Source organism: Bacillus sp. MD-5, assembly GCF_002201875.1.
Taxonomy (GTDB): Bacteria; Bacillota; Bacilli; order Bacillales; family Bacillaceae; genus Bacillus; species Bacillus stercoris.
In genome coordinates, this window is the sequence record NZ_CP021911.1 from 4,061,382 (window position 1) to 4,087,500 (window position 26,119).

Genomic DNA, 26,119 nt, shown 5'->3' on the forward strand with positions numbered 1-26,119 from the left:
AATATATGAATCTGAGAATCCTCGTATTCTCCAGGAGGAATGAATGTGAATAACGGACATTTAAATCAAATTTTGCTGATAACGGATGGCTGCTCGAACCATGGGGAAGACCCGCTTGCAATGGCTGCTTTTGCTAAAGAGCAGGGGATTACGGTAAACGTCATAGGTATAATGGAAGAAAATCAAATTGACCCTGAGGCTATGAAGGAAGTTGAAGGGATTGCGCTTGCCGGAGGCGGCGTGCACCAGGTCGTTTATGCATCTCAGCTTTCACAAACCGTTCAAATGGTAACAAAAAAAGCGATGACGCAAACCCTGCAAGGTGTCGTCAATCAAGAACTGAAACAAATTCTCGGAAAGAATGTGGAAATAGAAGAGCTTTCTCCGGAAAAACGCGGCGAAGTCATGGAAGTGGTAGACGAGCTTGGAGAAACGGTGCATCTTCAGGTTTTGGTTCTTGTTGATACAAGTGCAAGTATGGCGCCAAAGCTTCCAACAGTAAAAGAGGCGCTGATTGATTTGTCTGTCAGCCTCAATTCCCGAATCGGGAATAACGAATTTGCGATGTGTATATTTCCCGGGAAAAAACAAGAAGTCGAGCTTGTGCTGAACTGGACACCGAAGCTGCAATCTCTTTCCACCCTCTTTGCAAAGCTTTCGACAGGAGGCATCACGCCGACAGGTCCGGCGATTCGTGAAGCGACACTGCAATTCGAAAAAATACGCTCAAGAAGGGGCATGCTGGCAGATGATGAACGACGCTTTGACGAGTTTGGCATGTAGCCTAAAGCCTGGTACGACAATCAAAGGCAAGTGGAATGGAAACACTTATACATTGCGTAAACAGCTTGGTAAAGGGGCCAATGGAATTGTGTATTTGGCAGAAGCATCAGATGGACATGTTGCCTTAAAGGTGAGTGATGACAGCCTGTCTATTACTTCTGAAGTGAATGTCTTGAAATCTTTCTCAAAGGCCCAGTCCGTTACGATGGGGCCTTCTTTTTTTGATACGGATGATGCCTATATTCCCAGTGCCAATACGAAAGTTTCATTTTATGCAATGGAATACATAAAAGGGCCGCTGCTTTTGAAGTATGTCAGTGATAAAGGAGCAGAATGGATACCGGTATTAATGATTCAGCTATTATCCAGTTTATCGCTGCTTCACCAGCAAGGATGGATATTCGGCGATCTTAAACCTGATAATCTGATCGTAACTGGCCCGCCCGCAAGGATCCGCTGTATTGATGTGGGCGGCACGACAAAGGAAGGCCGGGCGATAAAAGAGTATACGGAGTTTTATGACAGAGGCTATTGGGGGTATGGAACAAGAAAGGCAGAGCCATCCTACGATTTGTTCGCGGTTGCTATGATTATGATCAACAGTGTGCACAAAAAAGAATTTAAGAAAACAAACCAGCCCAAAGAACAGCTTAGGTCGCTCATTGAAGGTAACCCGTTGCTGCATAAGTATAAAAAAGTGCTTCTTTCAGCCTTGAACGGAGAATATCAATCCGCAGATGAAATGAAGAAGGATATGCTCGACGCGGGGCAAAAAGCAGTACAAAGAAAACAACCTGTAAAAACATCACCGCAGCCTGCCGCACGACAGAGGCAGCAAAAACCTCGTCAAGGAAAAGTAGCGAAGACCCGGTACACCCCAAAACAGAAACCGGCTAAGTCTGGGGGGGTATTTGAAACAACGCTCATCGTGATCAGTGTTTTAGCGCTTTATTTCGCCTACATTATCTTTTTCTTAATCTGAATGGCGCAAACTCCAGAGCCTATGCTTCTTCTTTGCTTGGAGGGATTGAAAGTGATAGGATATGAATATCTTTAAAATACCTGCTCATTGTGAGGAGGACATTGTGAAAAGTGTCAAAGATTTTTTAAACAAACACAATCTTACGTTAAAAGGGGCGACAATTATTGTAGGCGTTTCCGGCGGTCCGGACTCAATGGCTCTTCTTCACGCATTGCATACTTTATGCGGCCGTTCAGCAAATCTTATTGCAGCTCACGTTGATCATCGGTTCAGAGGCGCGGAATCCGAGGAGGATATGCGTTTTGTCCAAGCTTATTGTAAGGCTCAACAGCTCGTGTGTGAAACGGCTCAAATCAATGTAACCGCATATGCACAGGAAAAAGGACTCAATAAGCAGGCTGCAGCACGTGATTGCCGCTATCAGTTTTTTGAGGAAATCATGTCAAAGCACCAAGCGGACTATCTGGCGCTTGCTCATCATGGAGATGACCAGGTTGAAACAATGCTTATGAGATTGGCTAAGGGCGCGCTTGGAACGGGGCTTGCGGGAATGCAGCCGGTTAGACGTTTTGGGACGGGGCGGATCATCAGGCCGTTCCTAACGATTACAAAGGAAGAGATCCTTCGCTATTGCCGTGAAAACGGCTTGAGCTACCGGACGGATGAAAGCAACGCCAAAGATGACTACACAAGAAACAGATTCAGAAAAACAGTGCTCCCGTTCTTGAAAAAGGAGTCTCCGGATGTGCATAAAAGGTTTCAGAAAGTGAGTGAAGCACTGACGGAAGATGAGCAATTCTTACAGTCATTAACGAAAGATGAAATGAATAAAGTAATCACAAGCCAGTCTAATACATCAGTTGAAATCAATTCCTCTCAATTGCTTGCCCTCCCGATGCCTTTACAAAGAAGAGGAGTTCAACTAATATTAAACTATCTTTATGAAAACGTTCCATCATCCTTTTCAGCCCATCACATTCAACAGTTTCTTGATTGGGCGGAAAATGGCGGTCCTTCAGGAGTATTGGACTTTCCGAAAGGGCTGAAGGTGGTCAAATCATATCAGACATGTTTGTTTACATTTGAACAATGGCAGTGCAAAAATGTTCCCTTTGAATACCAAATAAGCGGAGCTGCTGATGAAACGGCAGTGCTCCCCAATGGATATCTGATAGAGGCAAAGCATTATACGGATTCGCCTGAAGAACATGGGAATGCTGTTTTTATCACAAGTGAAAAAAAGGTGCAATTTCCCTTAACTATCCGGACAAGAAAAGCTGGAGACCGGATCAAACTAAAAGGGATGAACGGCTCAAAAAAGGTAAAGGATATATTTATTGATAAGAAAATGCCTCTCCAAGAAAGAGACAACTGGCCGATTGTGACGGACGCAAGCGGTGAAATTATCTGGATACCTGGCTTGAAAAAATCAATTTTTGAAGATCTTGTGATTCCAAACAGCGACCGCATTGTATTACAATATAGACAGCATGAAAAGTGTAGGGGGCAAGCAAAATCATGATGAAACATGATATCGAGAAAGTATTGATCTCAGAGGCAGAGATACAAGAGAAAGTAAAAGAGTTAGGCGCAGAATTAACGAGCGAGTATCAAGATACATTTCCGTTGGCAATCGGTGTGTTAAAAGGAGCACTTCCTTTTATGGCGGATCTTATCAAGCATATTGATACATATTTGGAAATGGATTTCATGGATGTATCAAGCTATGGAAATTCTACGGTTTCTTCTGGAGAAGTCAAAATCATTAAAGATTTGGATACATCTGTAGAGGGCCGGGACATCTTAATTATTGAAGATATCATCGACAGTGGGTTAACCTTAAGTTATCTCGTAGAGCTCTTCCGATACCGTAAAGCAAAATCAATTAAGATTGTTACCCTTTTGGATAAACCGAGCGGAAGAAAAGCGGACATCAAAGCAGACTTTGTAGGTTTTGAAGTTCCTGACGCGTTTGTAGTGGGTTACGGACTTGATTATGCTGAGCGCTATCGCAATCTGCCTTATATCGGAGTGTTAAAACCGGCAGTTTATGAAAGCTGATCGGCAGCCTGCTTCCGAGATGGTTATTGTTTGTATTGGAATGATTTTCTATGGTACTATTGAACATAGTTGTGCTTACTGTGGGAGGAGGTAAGGAATGAATCGGGTCTTCCGTAATACCATTTTTTATTTACTTATTTTATTAGTAGTAATCGGGGTTGTGAGCTACTTCCAGACCTCAAATCCGAAAACAGAAAATATGTCGTACAGTACGTTCATCAAAAACCTGGATGACGGGAAAGTTGATAGCGTATCGGTTCAGCCTGTCAGAGGTGTTTATGAGGTAAAAGGGCAGCTGAAAAACTACGACAAAGATCAATACTTTTTGACTCATGTTCCTGAAGGAAAGGGAGCAGACCAGATATTTAACGCTTTGAAAAAAACGGACGTAAAGGTTGATCCCGCTCAAGAAACAAGCGGATGGGTGACATTTCTGACGACCATCATCCCGTTTGTTATTATCTTTATTCTGTTTTTCTTCCTGCTCAATCAGGCTCAAGGCGGCGGCAGCCGTGTCATGAACTTTGGTAAGAGTAAGGCGAAGCTGTATACAGAGGAAAAGAAACGCGTCAAATTTAAAGACGTTGCAGGGGCTGACGAAGAAAAGCAAGAACTCGTTGAAGTTGTTGAGTTTCTGAAAGATCCCCGCAAGTTTGCCGAGCTTGGCGCCAGAATACCGAAAGGCGTGCTTTTAGTCGGACCTCCGGGTACCGGTAAAACATTGCTCGCCAAGGCTTGTGCAGGTGAAGCCGGCGTACCATTCTTCAGCATCAGCGGATCTGATTTCGTTGAAATGTTTGTAGGTGTCGGTGCTTCCCGTGTGCGTGACTTGTTTGAAAATGCGAAAAAGAATGCGCCTTGTTTGATTTTCATTGATGAAATTGACGCAGTGGGACGCCAGCGTGGAGCGGGTCTCGGCGGCGGACACGATGAACGTGAACAGACGCTAAACCAATTGCTTGTTGAAATGGACGGATTCAGCGCTAATGAAGGAATTATCATCATTGCTGCGACGAACCGTGCGGACATCTTGGACCCAGCCTTACTTCGTCCGGGACGTTTTGACCGTCAAATCACAGTGGATCGTCCAGATGTCATTGGCCGTGAAGCTGTATTGAAAGTCCATGCGAGAAACAAACCGCTGGATGAAACGGTTAACCTTAAATCAATTGCCATGAGAACACCAGGCTTCTCAGGCGCTGACTTAGAAAATCTCTTGAATGAAGCTGCGCTTGTGGCGGCTCGTCAAAATAAGAAAAAAATCGATGCGCGTGATATTGACGAAGCGACGGACCGTGTAATTGCCGGACCTGCTAAGAAGAGCCGCGTTATCTCCAAGAAAGAACGCAATATCGTGGCTTATCACGAAGGCGGACACACTGTTATCGGACTCGTTTTAGATGAGGCAGATATGGTTCATAAAGTAACGATTGTACCTCGGGGTCAGGCTGGCGGTTATGCTGTTATGCTGCCAAGAGAAGACCGTTACTTCCAAACGAAGCCGGAGCTGCTTGATAAAATTGTCGGCCTCTTGGGCGGGCGTGTTGCTGAAGAGATTATCTTCGGTGAAGTCAGCACAGGAGCGCACAATGACTTCCAGCGTGCGACGAATATTGCAAGACGAATGGTTACGGAATTCGGTATGTCAGAAAAACTGGGGCCGTTGCAATTTGGACAGTCTCAGGGCGGTCAGGTATTCTTAGGCCGTGATTTCAACAACGAACAGAACTACAGTGATCAAATCGCTTACGAAATTGATCAGGAAATTCAGCGCATCATCAAAGAATGTTATGAACGCGCGAAACAAATCCTGACTGAAAATCGTGACAAGCTTGAATTGATTGCCCAAACGCTTCTGAAAGTTGAAACGCTTGACGCTGAACAAATCAAACACCTTGTCGATCATGGAACATTGCCAGAACGCAATTTCTCTGATGATGAGAAAAATGATGATGTGAAAGTAAACATTCTGACAAAAACAGAAGAAAAGAAAGACGATACGAAAGAATAATTCGCTTTCTCTCTAAAAACTGCCGGCTGACGCTGGCAGTTTTTTTATGTAATTGATGGGCTCAGCTGCGTCTTTTACAATCATCCAATTCTGGTATCGATTTGTTTACAAATGAGCCGCTGATCGTGTATGGTATTGTAGAATGTTTGTAAAAAGTAAAGTAGAGAAACTATTCAAAAGTGGTGATAGAGGTTGTTACTGGTTATCGATGTTGGGAACACCAATACTGTACTTGGTGTATATCATGATGGAAAATTAGAATATCACTGGCGTATAGAAACAAGCAGGCATAAAACAGAAGATGAGTTTGGAATGATTTTACGCTCGTTATTTGAGCATTCCGGGCTTATGTTTGAACAGATAGATGGCATCATTATTTCATCAGTAGTGCCGCCAATCATGTTTGCGTTAGAAAGAATGTGCACAAAATACTTTCATATCGAACCGCAAATTGTCGGTCCGGGTATGAAAACTGGTTTAAATATAAAATACGACAATCCGAAAGAAGTGGGGGCAGACAGAATCGTAAATGCTGTCGCTGCGATACACTTATACGGCAATCCATTAATTGTCGTTGATTTTGGAACAGCCACAACGTACTGCTATATTGACGAAAACAAACAATACATGGGCGGGGCGATCGCTCCTGGGATTACAATTTCGACAGAGGCGCTTTACTCACGTGCAGCGAAGCTACCGCGTATCGAAATTACCCGGCCCGACAATATTATCGGAAAAAACACTGTAAGCGCGATGCAATCTGGAATTTTATTTGGCTATGTCGGCCAAGTGGAAGGAATCGTTAAGCGAATGAAATGGCAGGCAAAACAGGAACCAAAGGTCATTGCGACAGGAGGACTGGCGCCGCTCATTGCAAACGAATCAGATTGTATTGATATCGTTGATCCATTCCTAACCCTAAAAGGGCTGGAATTGATTTATGAAAGAAACCGCGTAGGAAGTGTATAGGAGGTTTTGTAATGGATTATTTAGTAAAAGCACTTGCGTATGACGGAAAAGTTCGGGCTTATGCAGCGAGAACGACTGATATGGTAAATGAAGGACAGAGACGCCATGGTACGTGGCCGACAGCATCCGCTGCATTAGGGCGCACAATGACAGCTTCACTTATGCTCGGCGCTATGCTGAAGGGCGAAGATAAGCTGACTGTGAAAGTCGAGGGCGGAGGTCCGATTGGAGCTATTGTAGCTGATGCCAATGCCAAAGGAGAAGTCAGAGCCTATGTCTCTAACCCACAAGTTCATTTCGATTTAAATGAACAAGGCAAGCTTGATGTCAGACGTGCGGTTGGAACAAGCGGAACGTTAAGTGTTGTAAAAGATTTAGGTTTGCGTGAGTTCTTCACAGGACAAGTAGAAATCGTTTCAGGAGAATTAGGAGATGATTTTACTTACTATCTTGTGTCATCTGAGCAGGTACCTTCATCAGTGGGTGTAGGTGTGCTCGTCAATCCTGACAATACCATTCTTGCGGCAGGGGGCTTTATTATTCAGCTGATGCCGGGAACAGATGACGAAACCATCACAAAAATTGAACAGCGCCTATCTCAAGTTGAGCCGATTTCTAAGCTCATCCAAAAGGGATTGACACCCGAAGAAATTTTAGAAGAAGTCCTAGGTGAGAAACCAGAGATTTTGGAAACAATGCCTGTCAGATTCCATTGTCCTTGTTCAAAAGAACGGTTCGAAACAGCCATTTTAGGACTAGGCAAAAAAGAAATTCAAGATATGATAGAAGAAGATGGACAAGCCGAAGCAGTATGCCATTTTTGTAATGAAAAGTACTTATTTACAAAAGAAGAGCTGGAAGGGCTTCGTGACCAAACTACCCGCTAAGCTCTTTAGCGGGTTTTTAATTTGAGAAAAGGGGCTGAAAGCAGGTTTGAAATCAAGAACAATCTGGACCATTATTTTAGGGGCGCTGTTGGTTTGCTGTATTGCTGTTGCGTATACGCTGACGAAATCCCAAGCCGGCGCATCGTCATCCGGTGAGTCTATTGCGACTATCGGAGGCAAGAGTGTGACAAGAGAAGAATGGCTGAAAGAAATGGAAGACCAGTATGGGAAGTCAACGCTTGAAGATATGATCAATGTCCGAGTCGTTGAGCAGCTGGCCAAAAAGAACAACCTTAAAGTATCCAAAAGCGAAATTGATCGGGAGTTTTTGCTGATCAAAGCGGTCAATAATTCCTTTTACGAAGATGAACATACGACTGAGAAAGAGTGGAAAGACCAAATTCGTTATAATATCCTCCTTGAACAATTGTTAACAAGGGATATCGACATCTCAAACAAAGAATTGGAATCATTTTATCATAAAAATAAGGAACTATATCAGTTTGATGATTCGTATCGAATTCGGCACATTGTTGTAAAAGATGAAGAAGAAGCGAGAGAAGTCCTGAAAGAACTGAAAGGCGGCTCAAGCTTTGAAGCTGTCGCGGCGGAGAGATCTACTGACAGATATACATCACCATACGGCGGAGATTTAGGTTTTGTCACAGAGGCATCAGACAACATTCCGTCAGCATACATTGAAGAGGCGAAAACACTCAAAACGGATGAATGGTCTCAGGAACCCATCAAGGTCAGCAATGGATATGCCATTATCCAGCTTAAAGAAAAACTAAAAGCAAGAACATTCTCATATGATGAAGTAAAGGACCAGATCAGACGGCAAATCGCAATGGATCAGCTTGGCGATAAAGCGACAGTTAAAACACTTTGGAAAGAAGCCGATGTATCTTGGTTTTATGGGGAAAAAAGTACTAAGTGATTGACAAAAAATTTTGAAATTGATAGATTATATACATAATACCAATACAAATAGTCGGAAATTGAGGTGTCGAGAATGGTACGTGTAGCAAACTCCATTACTGAATTAATTGGGAATACGCCAATCGTTAAATTAAATCGCCTTGCAGATGAAAACAGTGCGGATGTATATCTAAAGCTTGAATACATGAACCCTGGAAGCAGTGTAAAAGACCGTATCGGTTTAGCCATGATTGAAGCGGCTGAAAAAGAAGGAAAATTAAAAGCCGGTGATACAATCATTGAACCGACAAGCGGAAATACTGGAATCGGGCTTGCAATGGTTGCTGCTGCTAAAGGATTAAAAGCTATTTTGGTTATGCCTGATACAATGAGCATGGAGCGCCGCAACCTTCTTCGCGCATACGGTGCTGAGCTTGTGCTGACTCCTGGTGCGGAAGGCATGAAAGGCGCCATTCAGAAAGCTGAAGAGCTTGCTGAAAAGCACGGATACTTTGTGCCGCAGCAGTTCAACAACCCGTCTAACCCAGAAATTCACCGCCAAACAACGGGTAAAGAAATCGTTGAGCAATTCGGTGACGACCAGCTTGACGCATTTGTAGCCGGAATTGGCACAGGCGGAACGATTACGGGAGCTGGCGAAGTACTGAAGGAAGCATACCCTTCCATCAAGATTTACGCTGTTGAACCGTCAGATTCCCCAGTGCTTTCAGGAGGAAAACCAGGCCCCCACAAAATTCAGGGAATCGGAGCTGGATTCGTGCCGGACATCTTAAACACTGAAGTATACGATGAAATCTTCCCGGTGAAGAATGAAGAAGCATTCGAATATGCCCGCAGAGCTGCACGTGAAGAAGGAATTCTCGGAGGCATCTCATCGGGTGCGGCAATTTATGCTGCACTTCAAGTAGCGAAAAAACTCGGAAAAGGCAAAAAAGTATTGGCCATCATTCCAAGTAACGGTGAACGTTATCTAAGCACGCCGCTGTATCAATTCGATTAAAAAAAGCCAAAACTCCCGGTTCGCCGGGAGTTTTTTTATTTCGTGCATCAAATATGCCATGTCTGCGACGAATGTTATTCTTGGAAGAGAAATTCACTTTTTTCACTAACAACATTGCTTTACAATGAAAACAAGCAAAAAAGAAAATAGAGGAATGATACAAATGGCACAACGCAGACCGGCAGGCAAAAAAGTACCTTTTCAAAAAGACTCATTCTTACAACAATTTGAGAAACTTGCGCAATCCCGAAAACACCATGTACTTCTCGAAAGTGCAAGAGGCGGCAGATACAGTATAGCCGGTCTTGATCCAATTGCGACTGTAAAAGGAAAAGACGGAATAACGACTATTAAGCATGGTGATGACATGCTGTTTAGAGAAGGTGACCCATTACGGGCCTTCCACAGCTGGTTTAAAACACTGGAAACAGAAACGAATCATGAGTTCCCCGACTTTCAAGGCGGAGCAATCGGGTTTCTCAGCTATGATTACGCACGTTATATTGAAAATTTTAAAATGCTCTCGTTAGATGATCTAGAAACGCCAGATATTTATTTTCTTGTTTTTGATGATATAGCGGTTTATGACCATCAAGAAGAATCTCTATGGCTGATTACTCATGTAAATGACTCTGATCAGGAAACAGCGGATGTGAAACTATCTGAGTTAGAGCAGATGTGGCTGACTGAGCTTCCCGCTGTCCCTTCGCGAGAGATGAAGCCTAAAACAGATGGTTCCTTCGCGGCGCCATTTACCGAGGATGGATTCTCACAAGCTGTAGAGAAAATCAAACAATACATTGCCAACGGAGATGTGTTTCAAGTTAATCTATCAATAAGGCAGTCACAGTCACTGCCAGCTCATCCATATCAAATTTACAAAACCTTGAGAGAAGTAAATCCTTCTCCGTACATGGCGTATTTAGAAACGCCTGATTTCCAAATCATTTGCGGATCGCCTGAACTGCTTGTCAGCAAAAAGGGCAAACGATTAGAGACGAGACCGATCGCTGGCACCCGTTCCAGAGGGAAAACGAATGAAGAAGATGAGGCGCTTGCAAACGAATTGATCCACAACGAAAAAGAACGCGCGGAACATGTCATGCTGGTTGATCTTGAGCGAAATGATCTGGGAAGAGTATCACGTTACGGGTCTGTGCGCGTGAATGAATTCATGGCGATTGAAAAATACTCGCATGTGATGCACATTGTGTCTAACGTCCAGGGTGAACTGCAGGATGGGTATGATGCTGTAGATATTATTCATGCTGTGTTTCCTGGAGGGACCATTACAGGTGCACCAAAAGTAAGGACAATGGAAATTATAGAAGAACTTGAGCCGACACGCCGCGGGCTTTATACTGGATCTATAGGATGGTTTGGATATAATCACGATCTGCAGTTTAATATCGTTATTCGAACCATTTATGCAACCGGAGGGCAGGCATTTATGCAGTCCGGCGCAGGAGTTGTGATTGATTCTGTTCCAAAGCATGAATACAGGGAATCATTCAAAAAAGCTTTTGCGATGCAAAAGGCGTTAGAGCTGAGCAAAGAAGAGACAAAAATTAGATGAGGTGAGCGGAGAAATGATTTTAATGATTGATAACTACGATTCATTCACGTACAACTTGGTACAGTATTTGGGCGAGCTTGGGGAAGAGCTGGTTGTGAAACGCAATGACAGCATCACAATCGAAGAAATTGAAGAACTGTCTCCGGACTTTCTGATGATATCTCCCGGACCGTGCAGCCCTGATGAGGCGGGAATCAGCCTCGAAGCCATTAAACATTTTGCAGGGAAAATTCCTATTTTCGGTGTGTGCCTTGGACATCAGTCCATTGCACAAGTGTTCGGTGGCGACGTGGTTAGGGCAGAACGGCTTATGCACGGGAAAACCTCGGATATCGAGCATGACGGCAAGACCATTTTTGAAGGGTTGAAGAATCCCCTTGTTGCGACACGTTACCACTCGCTGATCGTAAAACCTGAGACGCTGCCAAGCTGTTTTACAGTAACAGCCCAAACGAAAGAAGGAGAAATCATGGCTATTCGCCACAATGACCTCCCGATAGAGGGCGTGCAATTTCACCCCGAGTCTATCATGACCTCCTTTGGAAAAGAAATGCTCAGAAATTTTATTGAGACATACCGCAAGGAAGTTATTGCGTGATGATATATGTGAACGGCCGGTATATGGAGGAGAAAGATGCAGTTCTTTCTCCTTTTGACCATGGTTTTTTATACGGGATCGGTGTTTTCGAAACCTTCAGGCTCTACGAAGGCTGCCCGTTTTTGATTGATTGGCATATAGAACGGCTTGAACGCGCGCTTAAGGATCTGCAAATTGAATATACTGTTTCAAAGCATGAGATCCTTGAGATGTTGGACAAGCTGCTAAAGCTAAATGATATCAAGGATGGAAATGCCCGCGTCAGACTGAACATATCAGCGGGGATCAGCGATAAAGGCTTTGTCGCCCAGACGTACGATAAGCCGACCGTTTTATGCTTTGTGAATCAGCTGAAACCAGAAAGCCTCCCATTGCACAAAGAAGGAAAGGTTTTATCGATACGGAGAAACACTCCAGAGGGATCGTTCCGGTTAAAATCTCATCATTATCTAAATAATATGTATGCGAAACGGGAGATTGGAAATAACCCGCGTGTCGAGGGAATATTCTTAACGGAGGATGGAGCTGTTGCAGAGGGTATCATATCTAATGTCTTCTGGAGAAAAGGCAGCTGTATCTATACGCCATCGCTTGATACTGGTATTCTGGACGGCGTCACGAGGCGTTTTATCATAGAAAATGCAAAGAATGCAGGTCTGGATCTCAAAACGGGCCGATATGAGCTAGAAGCTCTCTTGACAGCTGACGAAGCGTGGATGACGAACTCGGTTCTTGAAATCATCCCGTTTACTAAAATAGAAGAAGTAACCTATGGAAGCCAAAGCGGAGAAGCAGTCTCCGCTCTTCAATTGCTATATAAAAAAGAGATAAAGAACATGATACATGAAAAGGGAGGAAGAGCATGGCGCAGCAAACGATAAATCAAACACAAGTCATCCACACCAAGCCCAGCGCTTTATCATATAAAGAGAAGACGCTGGTGATGGGAATTTTAAACGTAACGCCTGACTCTTTCTCGGACGGCGGGAAGTATGACAGCTTGGACAAGGCATTGCTGCACGCGAAAGAGATGATCGATGACGGTGCCCATCTCATAGATATCGGAGGAGAATCGACAAGGCCTGGCGCTGAGTGCGTGTCTGAAGATGAGGAGATGTCCAGAGTCATTCCGGTGATTGAGAGAATAACAAAGGAGCTTGGTGTTCCTATTTCTGTAGATACGTACAAGGCTTCTGTCGCAGATGAAGCTGTGAAAGCCGGCGCATCCATTATCAATGATATTTGGGGAGCCAAACATGATCCGAGGATGGCTTCCGTTGCAGCTGAACACAATGTTCCGATTGTTCTCATGCATAACCGCCCAGAAAGAAACTACAATGACTTATTGCCGGATATGCTGTCGGACTTAATGGAGAGTGTAAAAATTGCTGTTGAGGCTGGAGTAGACGAGAAGAACATTATTCTTGATCCCGGTATCGGTTTCGCGAAAACCTATCACGACAACTTGGCAGTGATGAACAAGCTGGAGATTTTCAGCGGATTGGGATATCCGGTTCTTCTGGCAACCTCCCGCAAAAGATTCATCGGACGTGTTCTGGATCTTCCGCCCGAGGAGCGGGCTGAGGGCACGGGCGCGACTGTGTGTCTCGGCATTCAAAAAGGCTGTGACATTGTCAGGGTCCATGATGTAAAACAAATTGCCAGAATGTCGAAAATGATGGACGCGATGCTGAATAAGGGAGGGGTGCACCATGGATAAAGTTTATGTAGAAGGTATGGAGTTTTACGGATATCACGGTGTGTTCAAAGAAGAAAACAAACTTGGCCAGCGGTTTAAAGTCGATTTAACCGCTGAGCTGGATTTAAGCAAAGCCGGACAAACAGACGACCTTGAGCAAACGATCAACTATGCTGAGCTCTATCACGTATGTAAAGATATCGTGGAAGGGGAGCCTGTAAAATTGGTGGAAACGCTGGCAGAACGTATTGCCGACACTGTTCTCAAACAATTTCAGCCGGTTCAGCAATGTACGGTGAAAGTCATTAAGCCAGATCCGCCAATTCCGGGACACTATAAATCAGTAGCAATTGAAATCACGAGAAAAAAGTCATGAACAACATAGCTTATATTGCACTTGGATCTAACATTGGAAATAGAGAAACGTATTTAAGGCAAGCAGTGTCACTGCTGCATCAGCATGCTGCTGTGACAGTCACTAACGTGTCGTCTATTTACGAAACTGACCCGGTCGGATACGAAGACCAAGATGAGTTTTTGAATATGGCTGTTGAAATCAAAACATCACTTAACCCTTTTGAACTCCTTGAACTGACGCAGCAGATAGAAAACGAATTAGGCAGAACAAGGGAAGTAAGATGGGGGCCGCGGACGGCAGACCTTGACATTTTGTTATTTAATCGTGAAAATATTGAAACAGAGCAACTAATTGTTCCGCATCCGAGAATGTATGAGCGTTTGTTTGTCCTTGCGCCGCTTGCGGAAATTTGCCAGCAGGTTGAAAAAGAGGCTACAAGCGCTGAAACAAACCAAGAAGGTGTAAGAGTATGGAAGCAGAAATCTGGGGTAGACGAATTCGTGCATTCAGAAAGCTGAAAGGTTATACTCAAGAAGGATTTGCAAAGGCGTTAGGTATATCAGTTTCTATTCTCGGCGAAATTGAACGCGGAAACCGATTGCCGTCGGCTGTCATCATTCAAGATGCGGCAGATGTTTTAAATATAAGTGCGGACGAATTGGCACCGCCAGAAAAATAGAACAAACGAAAGGAGGAGAAAAATTGTTCAAAATCGGAAATATTCAATTGAAAAACCGGGTTGTGCTCGCACCTATGGCTGGTGTCTGCAACTCTGCGTTCAGATTGACTGTAAAGGAATTCGGAGCCGGATTGGTATGCGCTGAAATGGTCAGTGACAAAGCGATCCTTTACAACAATGCAAGAACAATGGGTATGCTTTATATCGATGAACGTGAGAAACCTCTAAGCCTACAAATTTTCGGAGGACAAAAGGATACCCTTGTGGAAGCGGCGAAGTTTGTAGACCAGAACACAACTGCTGATATCATTGATATTAACATGGGATGTCCTGTGCCAAAGATTACAAAATGCGATGCGGGAGCCAAATGGCTTCTTGATCCTGATAAGATTTATGAGATGGTTTCTGCAGTAGTAGATGCCGTCGATAAACCAGTAACAGTGAAAATGAGAATGGGCTGGGATGAAGACCATATTTTCGCGGTAAAAAATGCACAAGCTGTAGAACGTGCGGGCGGTAAAGCAGTTGCGCTTCACGGCCGTACGAGAGTGCAGATGTATGAAGGAACGGCAAACTGGGACATCATCAAGGAAGTGAAACAATCCGTTTCGATTCCGGTTATCGGAAACGGCGATGTTAAAACACCGCAGGATGCTAAGCGCATGCTTGATGAAACAGGAGTAGACGGTGTCATGATCGGACGCGCTGCATTGGGCAACCCGTGGATGATTTACCGTACGGTTCAGTATCTTGAAACAGGTGAATTAAAAGAAGAGCCGCAAGTACGCGAAAAAATGGCCGTATGCAAACTGCATCTTGACCGCCTGATTGACTTAAAAGGTGAAAACGTAGCGGTAAGAGAAATGAGAAAGCATGCTGCATGGTATCTGAAAGGTGTAAAAGGCAATGCGAACGTTCGTAATGAAATCAATCATTGCGAGACAAGAGAAGAGTTTGTACAGCTTTTAGATGCGTTTACGGTTGAAGTTGAGGCAAAAGAGCTTCAAAATGCAAAAGTAGGATAATACCCACCTCTATTTGCTGCTCACTGCTAGTTTTACGCTGGCAGTTTTTCTGCTTTTTTCATGAAACAATAACTGTAATGGAGTGATAACAATGAGTCAAGAAGAGCATAACCATGAAGAATTGAATGATCAGCTGCAAGTCAGACGCGATAAAATGAATCAGCTGAGAGATAACGGCATCGATCCATTTGGGGCACGTTTTGAAAGAACTCATCAGTCTCAAGAAGTTATTTCGGCATATCAAGATCTAACCAAAGAAGAGTTAGAAGAAAAAGCGATTGAAGTTACAATCGCAGGCCGCATGATGACAAAACGCGGCAAAGGAAAAGCCGGCTTTGCTCATATTCAGGACTTAGAAGGGCAAATCCAAATCTACGTAAGAAAAGACAGTGTCGGTGACGACCAGTATGAAATCTTCAAGTCTTCTGACCTTGGTGATCTGATCGGCGTAACCGGAAAAGTCTTCAAAACAAATGTAGGCGAATTGTCTGTTAAGGCAACTTCCTTTGAATTGCTGACAAAAGCGCTTCGTCCGCTTCCTGACAAATACCATGGTTTAAAAGACGTTGAGCAGCGCTATCGTCAACGCTACCTGGATCTTATCGTAAACCCGGACAGCAAACATACATTCATTACCCGAAGCAAGATCATTCAAGCTATGAGAAGATATCTTGATGATCATGGATACTTAGAAGTAGAAACACCTACAATGCACAGCATTCCTGGGGGAGCTTCTGCACGTCCATTTATCACTCACCACAATGCGTTAGATATTCCACTCTATATGCGTATTGCAATTGAACTACACCTAAAACGCCTAATTGTCGGCGGTTTAGAAAAAGTATATGAAATCGGCCGTGTTTTCCGTAACGAAGGTGTCTCTACACGCCATAACCCTGAATTTACGATGATTGAATTATACGAAGCATATGCGGACTATAAAGATATCATGAGCTTAACTGAAAACCTTGTCGCTCATATCGCCCAAGAAGTGCTTGGCACAACTACAATTCAATACGGGGAAGAGCAAATCGACCTTAAACCGGAGTGGAAAAGAATCCATATGGTTGACGCAGTCAAAGAAGCGACTGGCGTTGATTTCTGGAAAGAGGTTACTGTTGAACAGGCGCGGGAATATGCAAAAGAACACGGTGTAGAAATTAAAGATTCTATGACAGTAGGGCATATCATCAACGAATTCTTCGAACAAAAAATTGAAGAAACGCTTATTCAGCCAACGTTTATTTACGGGCATCCTGTAGAAATTTCTCCTCTTGCTAAGAAAAACCCTGAGGACCCGCGTTTTACAGACCGTTTTGAACTGTTTATCGTCGGCCGTGAACATGCCAACGCGTTTACAGAGCTGAATGATCCTATTGATCAAAGAGAACGCTTTGAAGAGCAACTAAAAGAACGTGAAGCCGGTAATGATGAAGCTCATCTAATGGATGAAGACTTTGTTGAAGCTCTGGAATACGGTATGCCGCCAACAGGAGGTTTAGGCATCGGTATCGACCGTCTGGTTATGCTGTTGACGAATGCCCCTTCTATTCGCGATGTGCTGTTATTCCCGCAAATGAGACAACGCTAATAAAGAAGAGCGGTATCCTTTCTCTATGGAGGATACCGCTCTTTTTAAATTGCTTAGTATTTCTTCAAAAAAACTATTGCACTATTATTTACAAGGTGGTATATTATTATTCGTTGCCGCTAAACAAGGCGATAACGAAAAAAGAACTTCAAAAAAAGTTATTGACTTCACTGAGTCAACGAGTTATAATAATAAAGTCGCTTGAACGAAGTGAACAAAATGATCTTTGAAAACTAAACAAGACAAAACGTACCTGTTAATTCATTTTTTATAAATCGCACAGCGATGTGCGTAGTCAGTCAAACTACTTTATCGGAGAGTTTGATCCTGGCTCAGGACGAACGCTGGCGGCGTGCCTAATACATGCAAGTCGAGCGGACAGATGGGAGCTTGCTCCCTGATGTTAGCGGCGGACGGGTGAGTAACACGTGGGTAACCTGCCTGTAAGACTGGGATAACTCCGGGAAACCGGGGCTAATACCGGATGCTTGTTTGAACCGCATGGTTCAAACATAAAAGGTGGCTTCGGCTACCACTTACAGATGGACCCGCGGCGCATTAGCTAGTTGGTGAGGTAATGGCTCACCAAGGCAACGATGCGTAGCCGACCTGAGAGGGTGATCGGCCACACTGGGACTGAGACACGGCCCAGACTCCTACGGGAGGCAGCAGTAGGGAATCTTCCGCAATGGACGAAAGTCTGACGGAGCAACGCCGCGTGAGTGATGAAGGTTTTCGGATCGTAAAGCTCTGTTGTTAGGGAAGAACAAGTACCGTTCGAATAGGGCGGTACCTTGACGGTACCTAACCAGAAAGCCACGGCTAACTACGTGCCAGCAGCCGCGGTAATACGTAGGTGGCAAGCGTTGTCCGGAATTATTGGGCGTAAAGGGCTCGCAGGCGGTTTCTTAAGTCTGATGTGAAAGCCCCCGGCTCAACCGGGGAGGGTCATTGGAAACTGGGGAACTTGAGTGCAGAAGAGGAGAGTGGAATTCCACGTGTAGCGGTGAAATGCGTAGAGATGTGGAGGAACACCAGTGGCGAAGGCGACTCTCTGGTCTGTAACTGACGCTGAGGAGCGAAAGCGTGGGGAGCGAACAGGATTAGATACCCTGGTAGTCCACGCCGTAAACGATGAGTGCTAAGTGTTAGGGGGTTTCCGCCCCTTAGTGCTGCAGCTAACGCATTAAGCACTCCGCCTGGGGAGTACGGTCGCAAGACTGAAACTCAAAGGAATTGACGGGGGCCCGCACAAGCGGTGGAGCATGTGGTTTAATTCGAAGCAACGCGAAGAACCTTACCAGGTCTTGACATCCTCTGACAATCCTAGAGATAGGACGTCCCCTTCGGGGGCAGAGTGACAGGTGGTGCATGGTTGTCGTCAGCTCGTGTCGTGAGATGTTGGGTTAAGTCCCGCAACGAGCGCAACCCTTGATCTTAGTTGCCAGCATTCAGTTGGGCACTCTAAGGTGACTGCCGGTGACAAACCGGAGGAAGGTGGGGATGACGTCAAATCATCATGCCCCTTATGACCTGGGCTACACACGTGCTACAATGGACAGAACAAAGGGCAGCGAAACCGCGAGGTTAAGCCAATCCCACAAATCTGTTCTCAGTTCGGATCGCAGTCTGCAACTCGACTGCGTGAAGCTGGAATCGCTAGTAATCGCGGATCAGCATGCCGCGGTGAATACGTTCCCGGGCCTTGTACACACCGCCCGTCACACCACGAGAGTTTGTAACACCCGAAGTCGGTGAGGTAACCTTTTAGGAGCCAGCCGCCGAAGGTGGGACAGATGATTGGGGTGAAGTCGTAACAAGGTAGCCGTATCGGAAGGTGCGGCTGGATCACCTCCTTTCTAAGGATATTATACGGAATATAAGACCTTGGGTCTTATAAACAGAACGTTCCCTGTCTTGTTTAGTTTTGAAGGATCATTCCTTCGAAACGTGTTCTTTGAAAACTAGATAACAGTAGACATCACATTCAATTAGTAATACAAGATATCACATAGTGATTCTTTTTAACGGTTAAGTTAGAAAGGGCGCACGGTGGATGCCTTGGCACTAGGAGCCGATGAAGGACGGGACGAACACCGATATGCTTCGGGGAGCTGTAAGCAAGCTTTGATCCGGAGATTTCCGAATGGGGAAACCCACCACTCGTAATGGAGTGGTATCCATATCTGAATTCATAGGATATGAGAAGGCAGACCCGGGGAACTGAAACATCTAAGTACCCGGAGGAAGAGAAAGCAAATGCGATTCCCTGAGTAGCGGCGAGCGAAACGGGATTAGCCCAAACCAAGAGGCTTGCCTCTTGGGGTTGTAGGACACTCTGTACGGAGTTACAAAGGAACGAGGTAGATGAAGAGGTCTGGAAAGGCCCGCCATAGGAGGTAACAGCCCTGTAGTCAAAACTTCGTTCTCTCCTGAGTGGATCCTGAGTACGGCGGAACACGTGAAATTCCGTCGGAATCCGGGAGGACCATCTCCCAAGGCTAAATACTCCCTAGTGACCGATAGTGAACCAGTACCGTGAGGGAAAGGTGAAAAGCACCCCGGAAGGGGAGTGAAAGAGATCCTGAAACCGTGTGCCTACAAGTAGTCAGAGCCCGTTAACGGGTGATGGCGTGCCTTTTGTAGAATGAACCGGCGAGTTACGATCCCGTGCAAGGTTAAGCAGAAGATGCGGAGCCGCAGCGAAAGCGAGTCTGAATAGGGCGCATGAGTACGTGGTCGTAGACCCGAAACCAGGTGATCTACCCATGTCCAGGGTGAAGTTCAGGTAACACTGAATGGAGGCCCGAACCCACGCACGTTGAAAAGTGCGGGGATGAGGTGTGGGTAGGGGTGAAATGCCAATCGAACCTGGAGATAGCTGGTTCTCTCCGAAATAGCTTTAGGGCTAGCCTCAAGGTAAGAGTCTTGGAGGTAGAGCACTGATTGGACTAGGGGCCCCTACCGGGTTACCGAATTCAGTCAAACTCCGAATGCCAATGACTTATCCTTGGGAGTCAGACTGCGAGTGATAAGATCCGTAGTCGAAAGGGAAACAGCCCAGACCGCCAGCTAAGGTCCCAAAGTATACGTTAAGTGGAAAAGGATGTGGAGTTGCTTAGACAACCAGGATGTTGGCTTAGAAGCAGCCACCATTTAAAGAGTGCGTAATAGCTCACTGGTCGAGTGACTCTGCGCCGAAAATGTACCGGGGCTAAACGTATCACCGAAGCTGCGGACTGTTCTTCGAACAGTGGTAGGAGAGCGTTCTAAGGGCTGTGAAGCCAGACCGGAAGGACTGGTGGAGCGCTTAGAAGTGAGAATGCCGGTATGAGTAGCGAAAGAGGGGTGAGAATCCCCTCCACCGAATGCCTAAGGTTTCCTGAGGAAGGCTCGTCCGCTCAGGGTTAGTCGGGACCTAAGCCGAGGCCGAAAGGCGTAGGCGATGGACAACAGGTTGATATTCCTGTACCACCTCCTCACCATTTGAGCAATGGGGGGACGCAGGAGGATAGGGTAAGCGCGGTATTGGATATCCGCGTCCAAGCAGTTAGGCTGGGAAATAGGCAAATCCGTTTCCCATAAGGCTGAGCTGTGATGGCGAGCGAAATATAGTAGCGAAGTTCCTGATTCCACACTGCCAAGAAAAGCCTCTAGCGAGGTGAGAGGTGCCCGTACCGCAAACCGACACAGGTAGGCGAGGAGAGAATCCTAAGGTGATCGAGAGAACTCTCGTTAAGGAACTCGGCAAAATGACCCCGTAACTTCGGGAGAAGGGGTGCTCTGTTAGGGTGCAAGCCCGAGAGAGCCGCAGTGAATAGGCCCAGGCGACTGTTTAGCAAAAACACAGGTCTCTGCGAAGCCGTAAGGCGAAGTATAGGGGCTGACGCCTGCCCGGTGCTGGAAGGTTAAGAGGAGCGCTTAGCGTAAGCGAAGGTGCGAATTGAAGCCCCAGTAAACGGCGGCCGTAACTATAACGGTCCTAAGGTAGCGAAATTCCTTGTCGGGTAAGTTCCGACCCGCACGAAAGGCGCAACGATCTGGGCACTGTCTCAACGAGAGACTCGGTGAAATTATAGTACCTGTGAAGATGCAGGTTACCCGCGACAGGACGGAAAGACCCCGTGGAGCTTTACTGCAGCCTGATATTGAATGTTGGTACAGCTTGTACAGGATAGGTAGGAGCCTTGGAAACCGGAGCGCCAGCTTCGGTGGAGGCATCGGTGGGATACTACCCTGGCTGTATTGACCTTCTAACCCGCCGCCCTTATCGGGCGGGGAGACAGTGTCAGGTGGGCAGTTTGACTGGGGCGGTCGCCTCCTAAAAGGTAACGGAGGCGCCCAAAGGTTCCCTCAGAATGGTTGGAAATCATTCGCAGAGTGTAAAGGCACAAGGGAGCTTGACTGCGAGACCTACAAGTCGAGCAGGGACGAAAGTCGGGCTTAGTGATCCGGTGGTTCCGCATGGAAGGGCCATCGCTCAACGGATAAAAGCTACCCCGGGGATAACAGGCTTATCTCCCCCAAGAGTCCACATCGACGGGGAGGTTTGGCACCTCGATGTCGGCTCATCGCATCCTGGGGCTGTAGTCGGTCCCAAGGGTTGGGCTGTTCGCCCATTAAAGCGGTACGCGAGCTGGGTTCAGAACGTCGTGAGACAGTTCGGTCCCTATCCGTCGCGGGCGCAGGAAATTTGAGAGGAGCTGTCCTTAGTACGAGAGGACCGGGATGGACGCACCGCTGGTGTACCAGTTGTTCTGCCAAGGGCATCGCTGGGTAGCTATGTGCGGACGGGATAAGTGCTGAAAGCATCTAAGCATGAAGCCCCCCTCAAGATGAGATTTCCCATTCCGCAAGGAAGTAAGATCCCTGAAAGATGATCAGGTTGATAGGTCTGAGGTGGAAGTGTGGCGACACATGGAGCTGACAGATACTAATCGATCGAGGACTTAACCACATTTTGAATGATGTCATACCTGTTATCTAGTTTTGAGAGAACACTCTCAATTTGTTTGGTGGCGATAGCGAAGAGGTCACACCCGTTCCCATACCGAACACGGAAGTTAAGCTCTTCAGCGCCGATGGTAGTCGGGGGTTTCCCCCTGTGAGAGTAGGACGCCGCCAAGCAATTGCACGTTAGTGCAATTATGGAGGATTAGCTCAGCTGGGAGAGCATCTGCCTTACAAGCAGAGGGTCGGCGGTTCGAGCCCGTCATCCTCCACCATTTTGCCGGTGTAGCTCAATTGGTAGAGCAACTGACTTGTAATCAGTAGGTTGGGGGTTCAAGTCCTCTTGCCGGCACCACTTTTATATGATATAATACTCAAGTCTCTTGTAAGAAGAGCCATTAGCTCAGTTGGTAGAGCATCTGACTTTTAATCAGAGGGTCGAAGGTTCGAGTCCTTCATGGCTCACCATTTTACGCGGGTGTGGCGGAATTGGCAGACGCGCTAGACTTAGGATCTAGTGTCTTTATGACGTGGGGGTTCAAGTCCCTTCACCCGCATTATATAGGATGACAGTTAGAAAAGCTGGACATCCTGTCTGCGGAAGTAGTTCAGTGGTAGAACACCACCTTGCCAAGGTGGGGGTCGCGGGTTCGAATCCCGTCTTCCGCTCCAACTATACCATCCACGCCGGGGTGGTGGAATTGGCAGACACACAGGACTTAAAATCCTGCGGTAGGTGACTACCGTGCCGGTTCAAGTCCGGCCCTCGGCATTATGTTTTGCGCCCGTAGCTCAATTGGATAGAGCGTTTGACTACGGATCAAAAGGTTAGGGGTTCGACTCCTCTCGGGCGCGCCATATCTTTTAATAGAATAGATAGGAAATCGGGAAGTAGCTCAGCTTGGTAGAGCACATGGTTTGGGACCATGGGGTCGCAGGTTCGAATCCTGTCTTCCCGACCATTTTCATGGGGCCTTAGCTCAGCTGGGAGAGCGCCTGCTTTGCACGCAGGAGGTCAGCGGTTCGATCCCGCTAGGCTCCACCAAAAGTTTTTAAAAAGAGTTGTTGACTTTGAAGAAGCGACATTGTATACTAATAAAGTTGCTTTAACAAAGCAGACAAACAAAATGATCTTTGAAAACTAAACAAGACAAAACGTACCTGTTAATTCATTTTTTATAAATCGCACAGCGATGTGCGTAGTCAGTCAAACTACTTTATCGGAGAGTTTGATCCTGGCTCAGGACGAACGCTGGCGGCGTGCCTAATACATGCAAGTCGAGCGGACAGATGGGAGCTTGCTCCCTGATGTTAGCGGCGGACGGGTGAGTAACACGTGGGTAACCTGCCTGTAAGACTGGGATAACTCCGGGAAACCGGGGCTAATACCGGATGCTTGTTTGAACCGCATGGTTCAAACATAAAAGGTGGCTTCGGCTACCACTTACAGATGGACCCGCGGCGCATTAGCTAGTTGGTGAGGTAATGGCTCACCAAGGCAACGATGCGTAGCCGACCTGAGAGGGTGATCGGCCACACTGGGACTGAGACACGGCCCAGACTCCTACGGGAGGCAGCAGTAGGGAATCTTCCGCAATGGACGAAAGTCTGACGGAGCAACGCCGCGTGAGTGATGAAGGTTTTCGGATCGTAAAGCTCTGTTGTTAGGGAAGAACAAGTACCGTTCGAATAGGGCGGTACCTTGACGGTACCTAACCAGAAAGCCACGGCTAACTACGTGCCAGCAGCCGCGGTAATACGTAGGTGGCAAGCGTTGTCCGGAATTATTGGGCGTAAAGGGCTCGCAGGCGGTTTCTTAAGTCTGATGTGAAAGCCCCCGGCTCAACCGGGGAGGGTCATTGGAAACTGGGGAACTTGAGTGCAGAAGAGGAGAGTGGAATTCCACGTGTAGCGGTGAAATGCGTAGAGATGTGGAGGAACACCAGTGGCGAAGGCGACTCTCTGGTCTGTAACTGACGCTGAGGAGCGAAAGCGTGGGGAGCGAACAGGATTAGATACCCTGGTAGTCCACGCCGTAAACGATGAGTGCTAAGTGTTAGGGGGTTTCCGCCCCTTAGTGCTGCAGCTAACGCATTAAGCACTCCGCCTGGGGAGTACGGTCGCAAGACTGAAACTCAAAGGAATTGACGGGGGCCCGCACAAGCGGTGGAGCATGTGGTTTAATTCGAAGCAACGCGAAGAACCTTACCAGGTCTTGACATCCTCTGACAATCCTAGAGATAGGACGTCCCCTTCGGGGGCAGAGTGACAGGTGGTGCATGGTTGTCGTCAGCTCGTGTCGTGAGATGTTGGGTTAAGTCCCGCAACGAGCGCAACCCTTGATCTTAGTTGCCAGCATTCAGTTGGGCACTCTAAGGTGACTGCCGGTGACAAACCGGAGGAAGGTGGGGATGACGTCAAATCATCATGCCCCTTATGACCTGGGCTACACACGTGCTACAATGGACAGAACAAAGGGCAGCGAAACCGCGAGGTTAAGCCAATCCCACAAATCTGTTCTCAGTTCGGATCGCAGTCTGCAACTCGACTGCGTGAAGCTGGAATCGCTAGTAATCGCGGATCAGCATGCCGCGGTGAATACGTTCCCGGGCCTTGTACACACCGCCCGTCACACCACGAGAGTTTGTAACACCCGAAGTCGGTGAGGTAACCTTTTAGGAGCCAGCCGCCGAAGGTGGGACAGATGATTGGGGTGAAGTCGTAACAAGGTAGCCGTATCGGAAGGTGCGGCTGGATCACCTCCTTTCTAAGGATATTATACGGAATATAAGACCTTGGGTCTTATAAACAGAACGTTCCCTGTCTTGTTTAGTTTTGAAGGATCATTCCTTCGAAACGTGTTCTTTGAAAACTAGATAACAGTAGACATCACATTCAATTAGTAATACAAGATATCACATAGTGATTCTTTTTAACGGTTAAGTTAGAAAGGGCGCACGGTGGATGCCTTGGCACTAGGAGCCGATGAAGGACGGGACGAACACCGATATGCTTCGGGGAGCTGTAAGCAAGCTTTGATCCGGAGATTTCCGAATGGGGAAACCCACCACTCGTAATGGAGTGGTATCCATATCTGAATTCATAGGATATGAGAAGGCAGACCCGGGGAACTGAAACATCTAAGTACCCGGAGGAAGAGAAAGCAAATGCGATTCCCTGAGTAGCGGCGAGCGAAACGGGATTAGCCCAAACCAAGAGGCTTGCCTCTTGGGGTTGTAGGACACTCTGTACGGAGTTACAAAGGAACGAGGTAGATGAAGAGGTCTGGAAAGGCCCGCCATAGGAGGTAACAGCCCTGTAGTCAAAACTTCGTTCTCTCCTGAGTGGATCCTGAGTACGGCGGAACACGTGAAATTCCGTCGGAATCCGGGAGGACCATCTCCCAAGGCTAAATACTCCCTAGTGACCGATAGTGAACCAGTACCGTGAGGGAAAGGTGAAAAGCACCCCGGAAGGGGAGTGAAAGAGATCCTGAAACCGTGTGCCTACAAGTAGTCAGAGCCCGTTAACGGGTGATGGCGTGCCTTTTGTAGAATGAACCGGCGAGTTACGATCCCGTGCAAGGTTAAGCAGAAGATGCGGAGCCGCAGCGAAAGCGAGTCTGAATAGGGCGCATGAGTACGTGGTCGTAGACCCGAAACCAGGTGATCTACCCATGTCCAGGGTGAAGTTCAGGTAACACTGAATGGAGGCCCGAACCCACGCACGTTGAAAAGTGCGGGGATGAGGTGTGGGTAGGGGTGAAATGCCAATCGAACCTGGAGATAGCTGGTTCTCTCCGAAATAGCTTTAGGGCTAGCCTCAAGGTAAGAGTCTTGGAGGTAGAGCACTGATTGGACTAGGGGCCCCTACCGGGTTACCGAATTCAGTCAAACTCCGAATGCCAATGACTTATCCTTGGGAGTCAGACTGCGAGTGATAAGATCCGTAGTCGAAAGGGAAACAGCCCAGACCGCCAGCTAAGGTCCCAAAGTATACGTTAAGTGG

18 protein-coding genes, 9 tRNA genes and 5 rRNA genes (1 of these 32 running past the window's edge) are annotated in these 26,119 nt (G+C 46.6%); all 32 read left to right on the forward strand.

All coding sequences use genetic code 11. The features are described from left to right. Positions 1-45 precede the first annotated feature (45 nt). Complete coding sequence (locus tag CDO84_RS20670; protein WP_082032930.1) at positions 46-783, forward strand: vWA domain-containing protein; 738 nt, start codon at positions 46-48, stop codon at positions 781-783. Continuing rightward, positions 749-1,765 carry a serine/threonine protein kinase PrkT gene (prkT, locus tag CDO84_RS20675; protein ID WP_040081057.1) on the forward strand — a complete coding sequence of 339 codons (1,017 nt, stop codon included), beginning with the start codon at positions 749-751 and terminating at the stop codon, positions 1,763-1,765. The genes CDO84_RS20670 and prkT overlap by 35 nt, the downstream gene beginning before the upstream one ends. Positions 1,766-1,868: 103 nt before the next feature. After that, positions 1,869-3,287: a tRNA lysidine(34) synthetase TilS gene (gene tilS, locus CDO84_RS20680; protein WP_040081055.1), complete on the forward strand. Its 1,419-nt coding sequence runs from the start codon at positions 1,869-1,871 to the stop codon at positions 3,285-3,287. Continuing rightward, positions 3,284-3,826, forward strand: a complete 543-nt coding sequence (gene hpt / locus CDO84_RS20685; RefSeq protein ID WP_014662497.1) for a hypoxanthine phosphoribosyltransferase — start codon at positions 3,284-3,286, stop codon at positions 3,824-3,826. Before tilS ends, hpt begins: the two co-directional genes overlap by 4 nt. A 97-nt stretch (positions 3,827-3,923) precedes the next feature. After that, positions 3,924-5,837, forward strand: a complete 1,914-nt coding sequence (gene ftsH, locus CDO84_RS20690) for an ATP-dependent zinc metalloprotease FtsH (protein ID WP_014662498.1) — start codon at positions 3,924-3,926, stop codon at positions 5,835-5,837. Positions 5,838-6,029: 192 nt separating this feature from the next. Then, entirely contained in the window at positions 6,030-6,806 is a 777-nt protein-coding gene (locus tag CDO84_RS20695) for a type III pantothenate kinase (RefSeq protein ID WP_003218395.1), read from the forward strand. A gap of 11 nt (positions 6,807-6,817) precedes the next feature. Beyond that, the gene (gene hslO / locus CDO84_RS20700; RefSeq protein ID WP_014662499.1) at positions 6,818-7,693 is read left to right on the forward strand and encodes a redox-regulated molecular chaperone HslO; all 876 of its coding nucleotides are present in this window, start codon (positions 6,818-6,820) and stop codon (positions 7,691-7,693) included. 46 nt (positions 7,694-7,739) lie between these two features. After that, positions 7,740-8,633 carry a peptidyl-prolyl cis-trans isomerase gene (locus CDO84_RS20705; protein WP_040081053.1) on the forward strand — a complete coding sequence of 298 codons (894 nt, stop codon included), beginning with the start codon at positions 7,740-7,742 and terminating at the stop codon, positions 8,631-8,633. 75 nt (positions 8,634-8,708) lie between these two features. Then, positions 8,709-9,635, forward strand: a complete 927-nt coding sequence (cysK, locus tag CDO84_RS20710; RefSeq protein ID WP_014662501.1) for a cysteine synthase A — start codon at positions 8,709-8,711, stop codon at positions 9,633-9,635. Positions 9,636-9,798: 163 nt separating this feature from the next. Further along, positions 9,799-11,211 carry an anthranilate synthase component I family protein gene (locus CDO84_RS20715; protein ID WP_040082473.1) on the forward strand — a complete coding sequence of 471 codons (1,413 nt, stop codon included), beginning with the start codon at positions 9,799-9,801 and terminating at the stop codon, positions 11,209-11,211. 13 nt (positions 11,212-11,224) lie between these two features. After that, the gene (gene pabA / locus CDO84_RS20720) at positions 11,225-11,809 is read left to right on the forward strand and encodes an aminodeoxychorismate/anthranilate synthase component II (protein WP_014475585.1); all 585 of its coding nucleotides are present in this window, start codon (positions 11,225-11,227) and stop codon (positions 11,807-11,809) included. Then, positions 11,809-12,690: an aminodeoxychorismate lyase gene (gene pabC, locus CDO84_RS20725; RefSeq protein ID WP_014662503.1), complete on the forward strand. Its 882-nt coding sequence runs from the start codon at positions 11,809-11,811 to the stop codon at positions 12,688-12,690. Before pabA ends, pabC begins: the two co-directional genes overlap by 1 nt. Further along, a complete protein-coding gene (gene folP / locus CDO84_RS20730) occupies positions 12,672-13,529 on the forward strand; it encodes a dihydropteroate synthase (protein WP_040081051.1) in 858 nt (285 codons plus the stop codon). Before pabC ends, folP begins: the two co-directional genes overlap by 19 nt. Next, positions 13,522-13,884 (forward strand): dihydroneopterin aldolase, encoded by a 363-nt coding sequence (folB, locus tag CDO84_RS20735; RefSeq protein ID WP_040081049.1) that lies wholly within the window; start codon positions 13,522-13,524, stop codon positions 13,882-13,884. The genes folP and folB overlap by 8 nt, the downstream gene beginning before the upstream one ends. Then, positions 13,881-14,384, forward strand: coding sequence for a 2-amino-4-hydroxy-6-hydroxymethyldihydropteridine diphosphokinase (gene folK, locus CDO84_RS20740; protein WP_040081047.1), 504 nt, complete (start codon positions 13,881-13,883; stop codon positions 14,382-14,384). The genes folB and folK overlap by 4 nt, the downstream gene beginning before the upstream one ends. After that, positions 14,336-14,545 (forward strand): helix-turn-helix domain-containing protein, encoded by a 210-nt coding sequence (locus tag CDO84_RS20745; RefSeq protein WP_014662507.1) that lies wholly within the window; start codon positions 14,336-14,338, stop codon positions 14,543-14,545. The genes folK and CDO84_RS20745 overlap by 49 nt, the downstream gene beginning before the upstream one ends. A gap of 23 nt (positions 14,546-14,568) precedes the next feature. Continuing rightward, positions 14,569-15,570 (forward strand): tRNA dihydrouridine synthase DusB, encoded by a 1,002-nt coding sequence (gene dusB, locus CDO84_RS20750; protein ID WP_040081046.1) that lies wholly within the window; start codon positions 14,569-14,571, stop codon positions 15,568-15,570. 91 nt (positions 15,571-15,661) lie between these two features. After that, complete coding sequence (gene lysS / locus CDO84_RS20755) at positions 15,662-17,161, forward strand: lysine--tRNA ligase (protein WP_040081045.1); 1,500 nt, start codon at positions 15,662-15,664, stop codon at positions 17,159-17,161. Positions 17,162-17,470: 309 nt separating this feature from the next. Then, positions 17,471-19,020: ribosomal RNA gene (locus CDO84_RS20765) — 16S ribosomal RNA — on the forward strand. Between the two features lie 170 nt (positions 19,021-19,190). Continuing rightward, positions 19,191-22,118, forward strand: a 23S ribosomal RNA gene (locus CDO84_RS20770). Positions 22,119-22,172: 54 nt separating this feature from the next. Next, positions 22,173-22,288: ribosomal RNA gene (gene rrf, locus CDO84_RS20775) — 5S ribosomal RNA — on the forward strand. A 22-nt stretch (positions 22,289-22,310) separates the two neighbouring features. Continuing rightward, a tRNA-Val gene (locus CDO84_RS20780) sits at positions 22,311-22,386 on the forward strand. Between the two features lie 4 nt (positions 22,387-22,390). Continuing rightward, positions 22,391-22,466: transfer RNA gene (locus tag CDO84_RS20785), tRNA-Thr, on the forward strand. 37 nt (positions 22,467-22,503) lie between these two features. Further along, positions 22,504-22,579: transfer RNA gene (locus CDO84_RS20790), tRNA-Lys, on the forward strand. A gap of 6 nt (positions 22,580-22,585) precedes the next feature. Beyond that, a tRNA-Leu gene (locus CDO84_RS20795) sits at positions 22,586-22,668 on the forward strand. A 40-nt stretch (positions 22,669-22,708) separates the two neighbouring features. Next, positions 22,709-22,783: transfer RNA gene (locus CDO84_RS20800), tRNA-Gly, on the forward strand. Between the two features lie 14 nt (positions 22,784-22,797). Beyond that, positions 22,798-22,883: transfer RNA gene (locus tag CDO84_RS20805), tRNA-Leu, on the forward strand. Positions 22,884-22,892: 9 nt separating this feature from the next. Next, a tRNA-Arg gene (locus tag CDO84_RS20810) sits at positions 22,893-22,969 on the forward strand. Positions 22,970-22,996: 27 nt separating this feature from the next. After that, positions 22,997-23,073, forward strand: a tRNA-Pro gene (locus CDO84_RS20815). Positions 23,074-23,080: 7 nt separating this feature from the next. Beyond that, positions 23,081-23,156: transfer RNA gene (locus CDO84_RS20820), tRNA-Ala, on the forward strand. Between the two features lie 172 nt (positions 23,157-23,328). After that, a 16S ribosomal RNA gene (locus tag CDO84_RS20825) occupies positions 23,329-24,878 on the forward strand. 170 nt (positions 24,879-25,048) lie between these two features. Continuing rightward, a 23S ribosomal RNA gene (locus tag CDO84_RS20830) occupies positions 25,049-26,119 on the forward strand (it continues 1,857 nt past the right edge of the window). Together the 16S, 23S and 5S rRNA genes with 9 tRNA genes alongside form the textbook arrangement of a ribosomal RNA operon.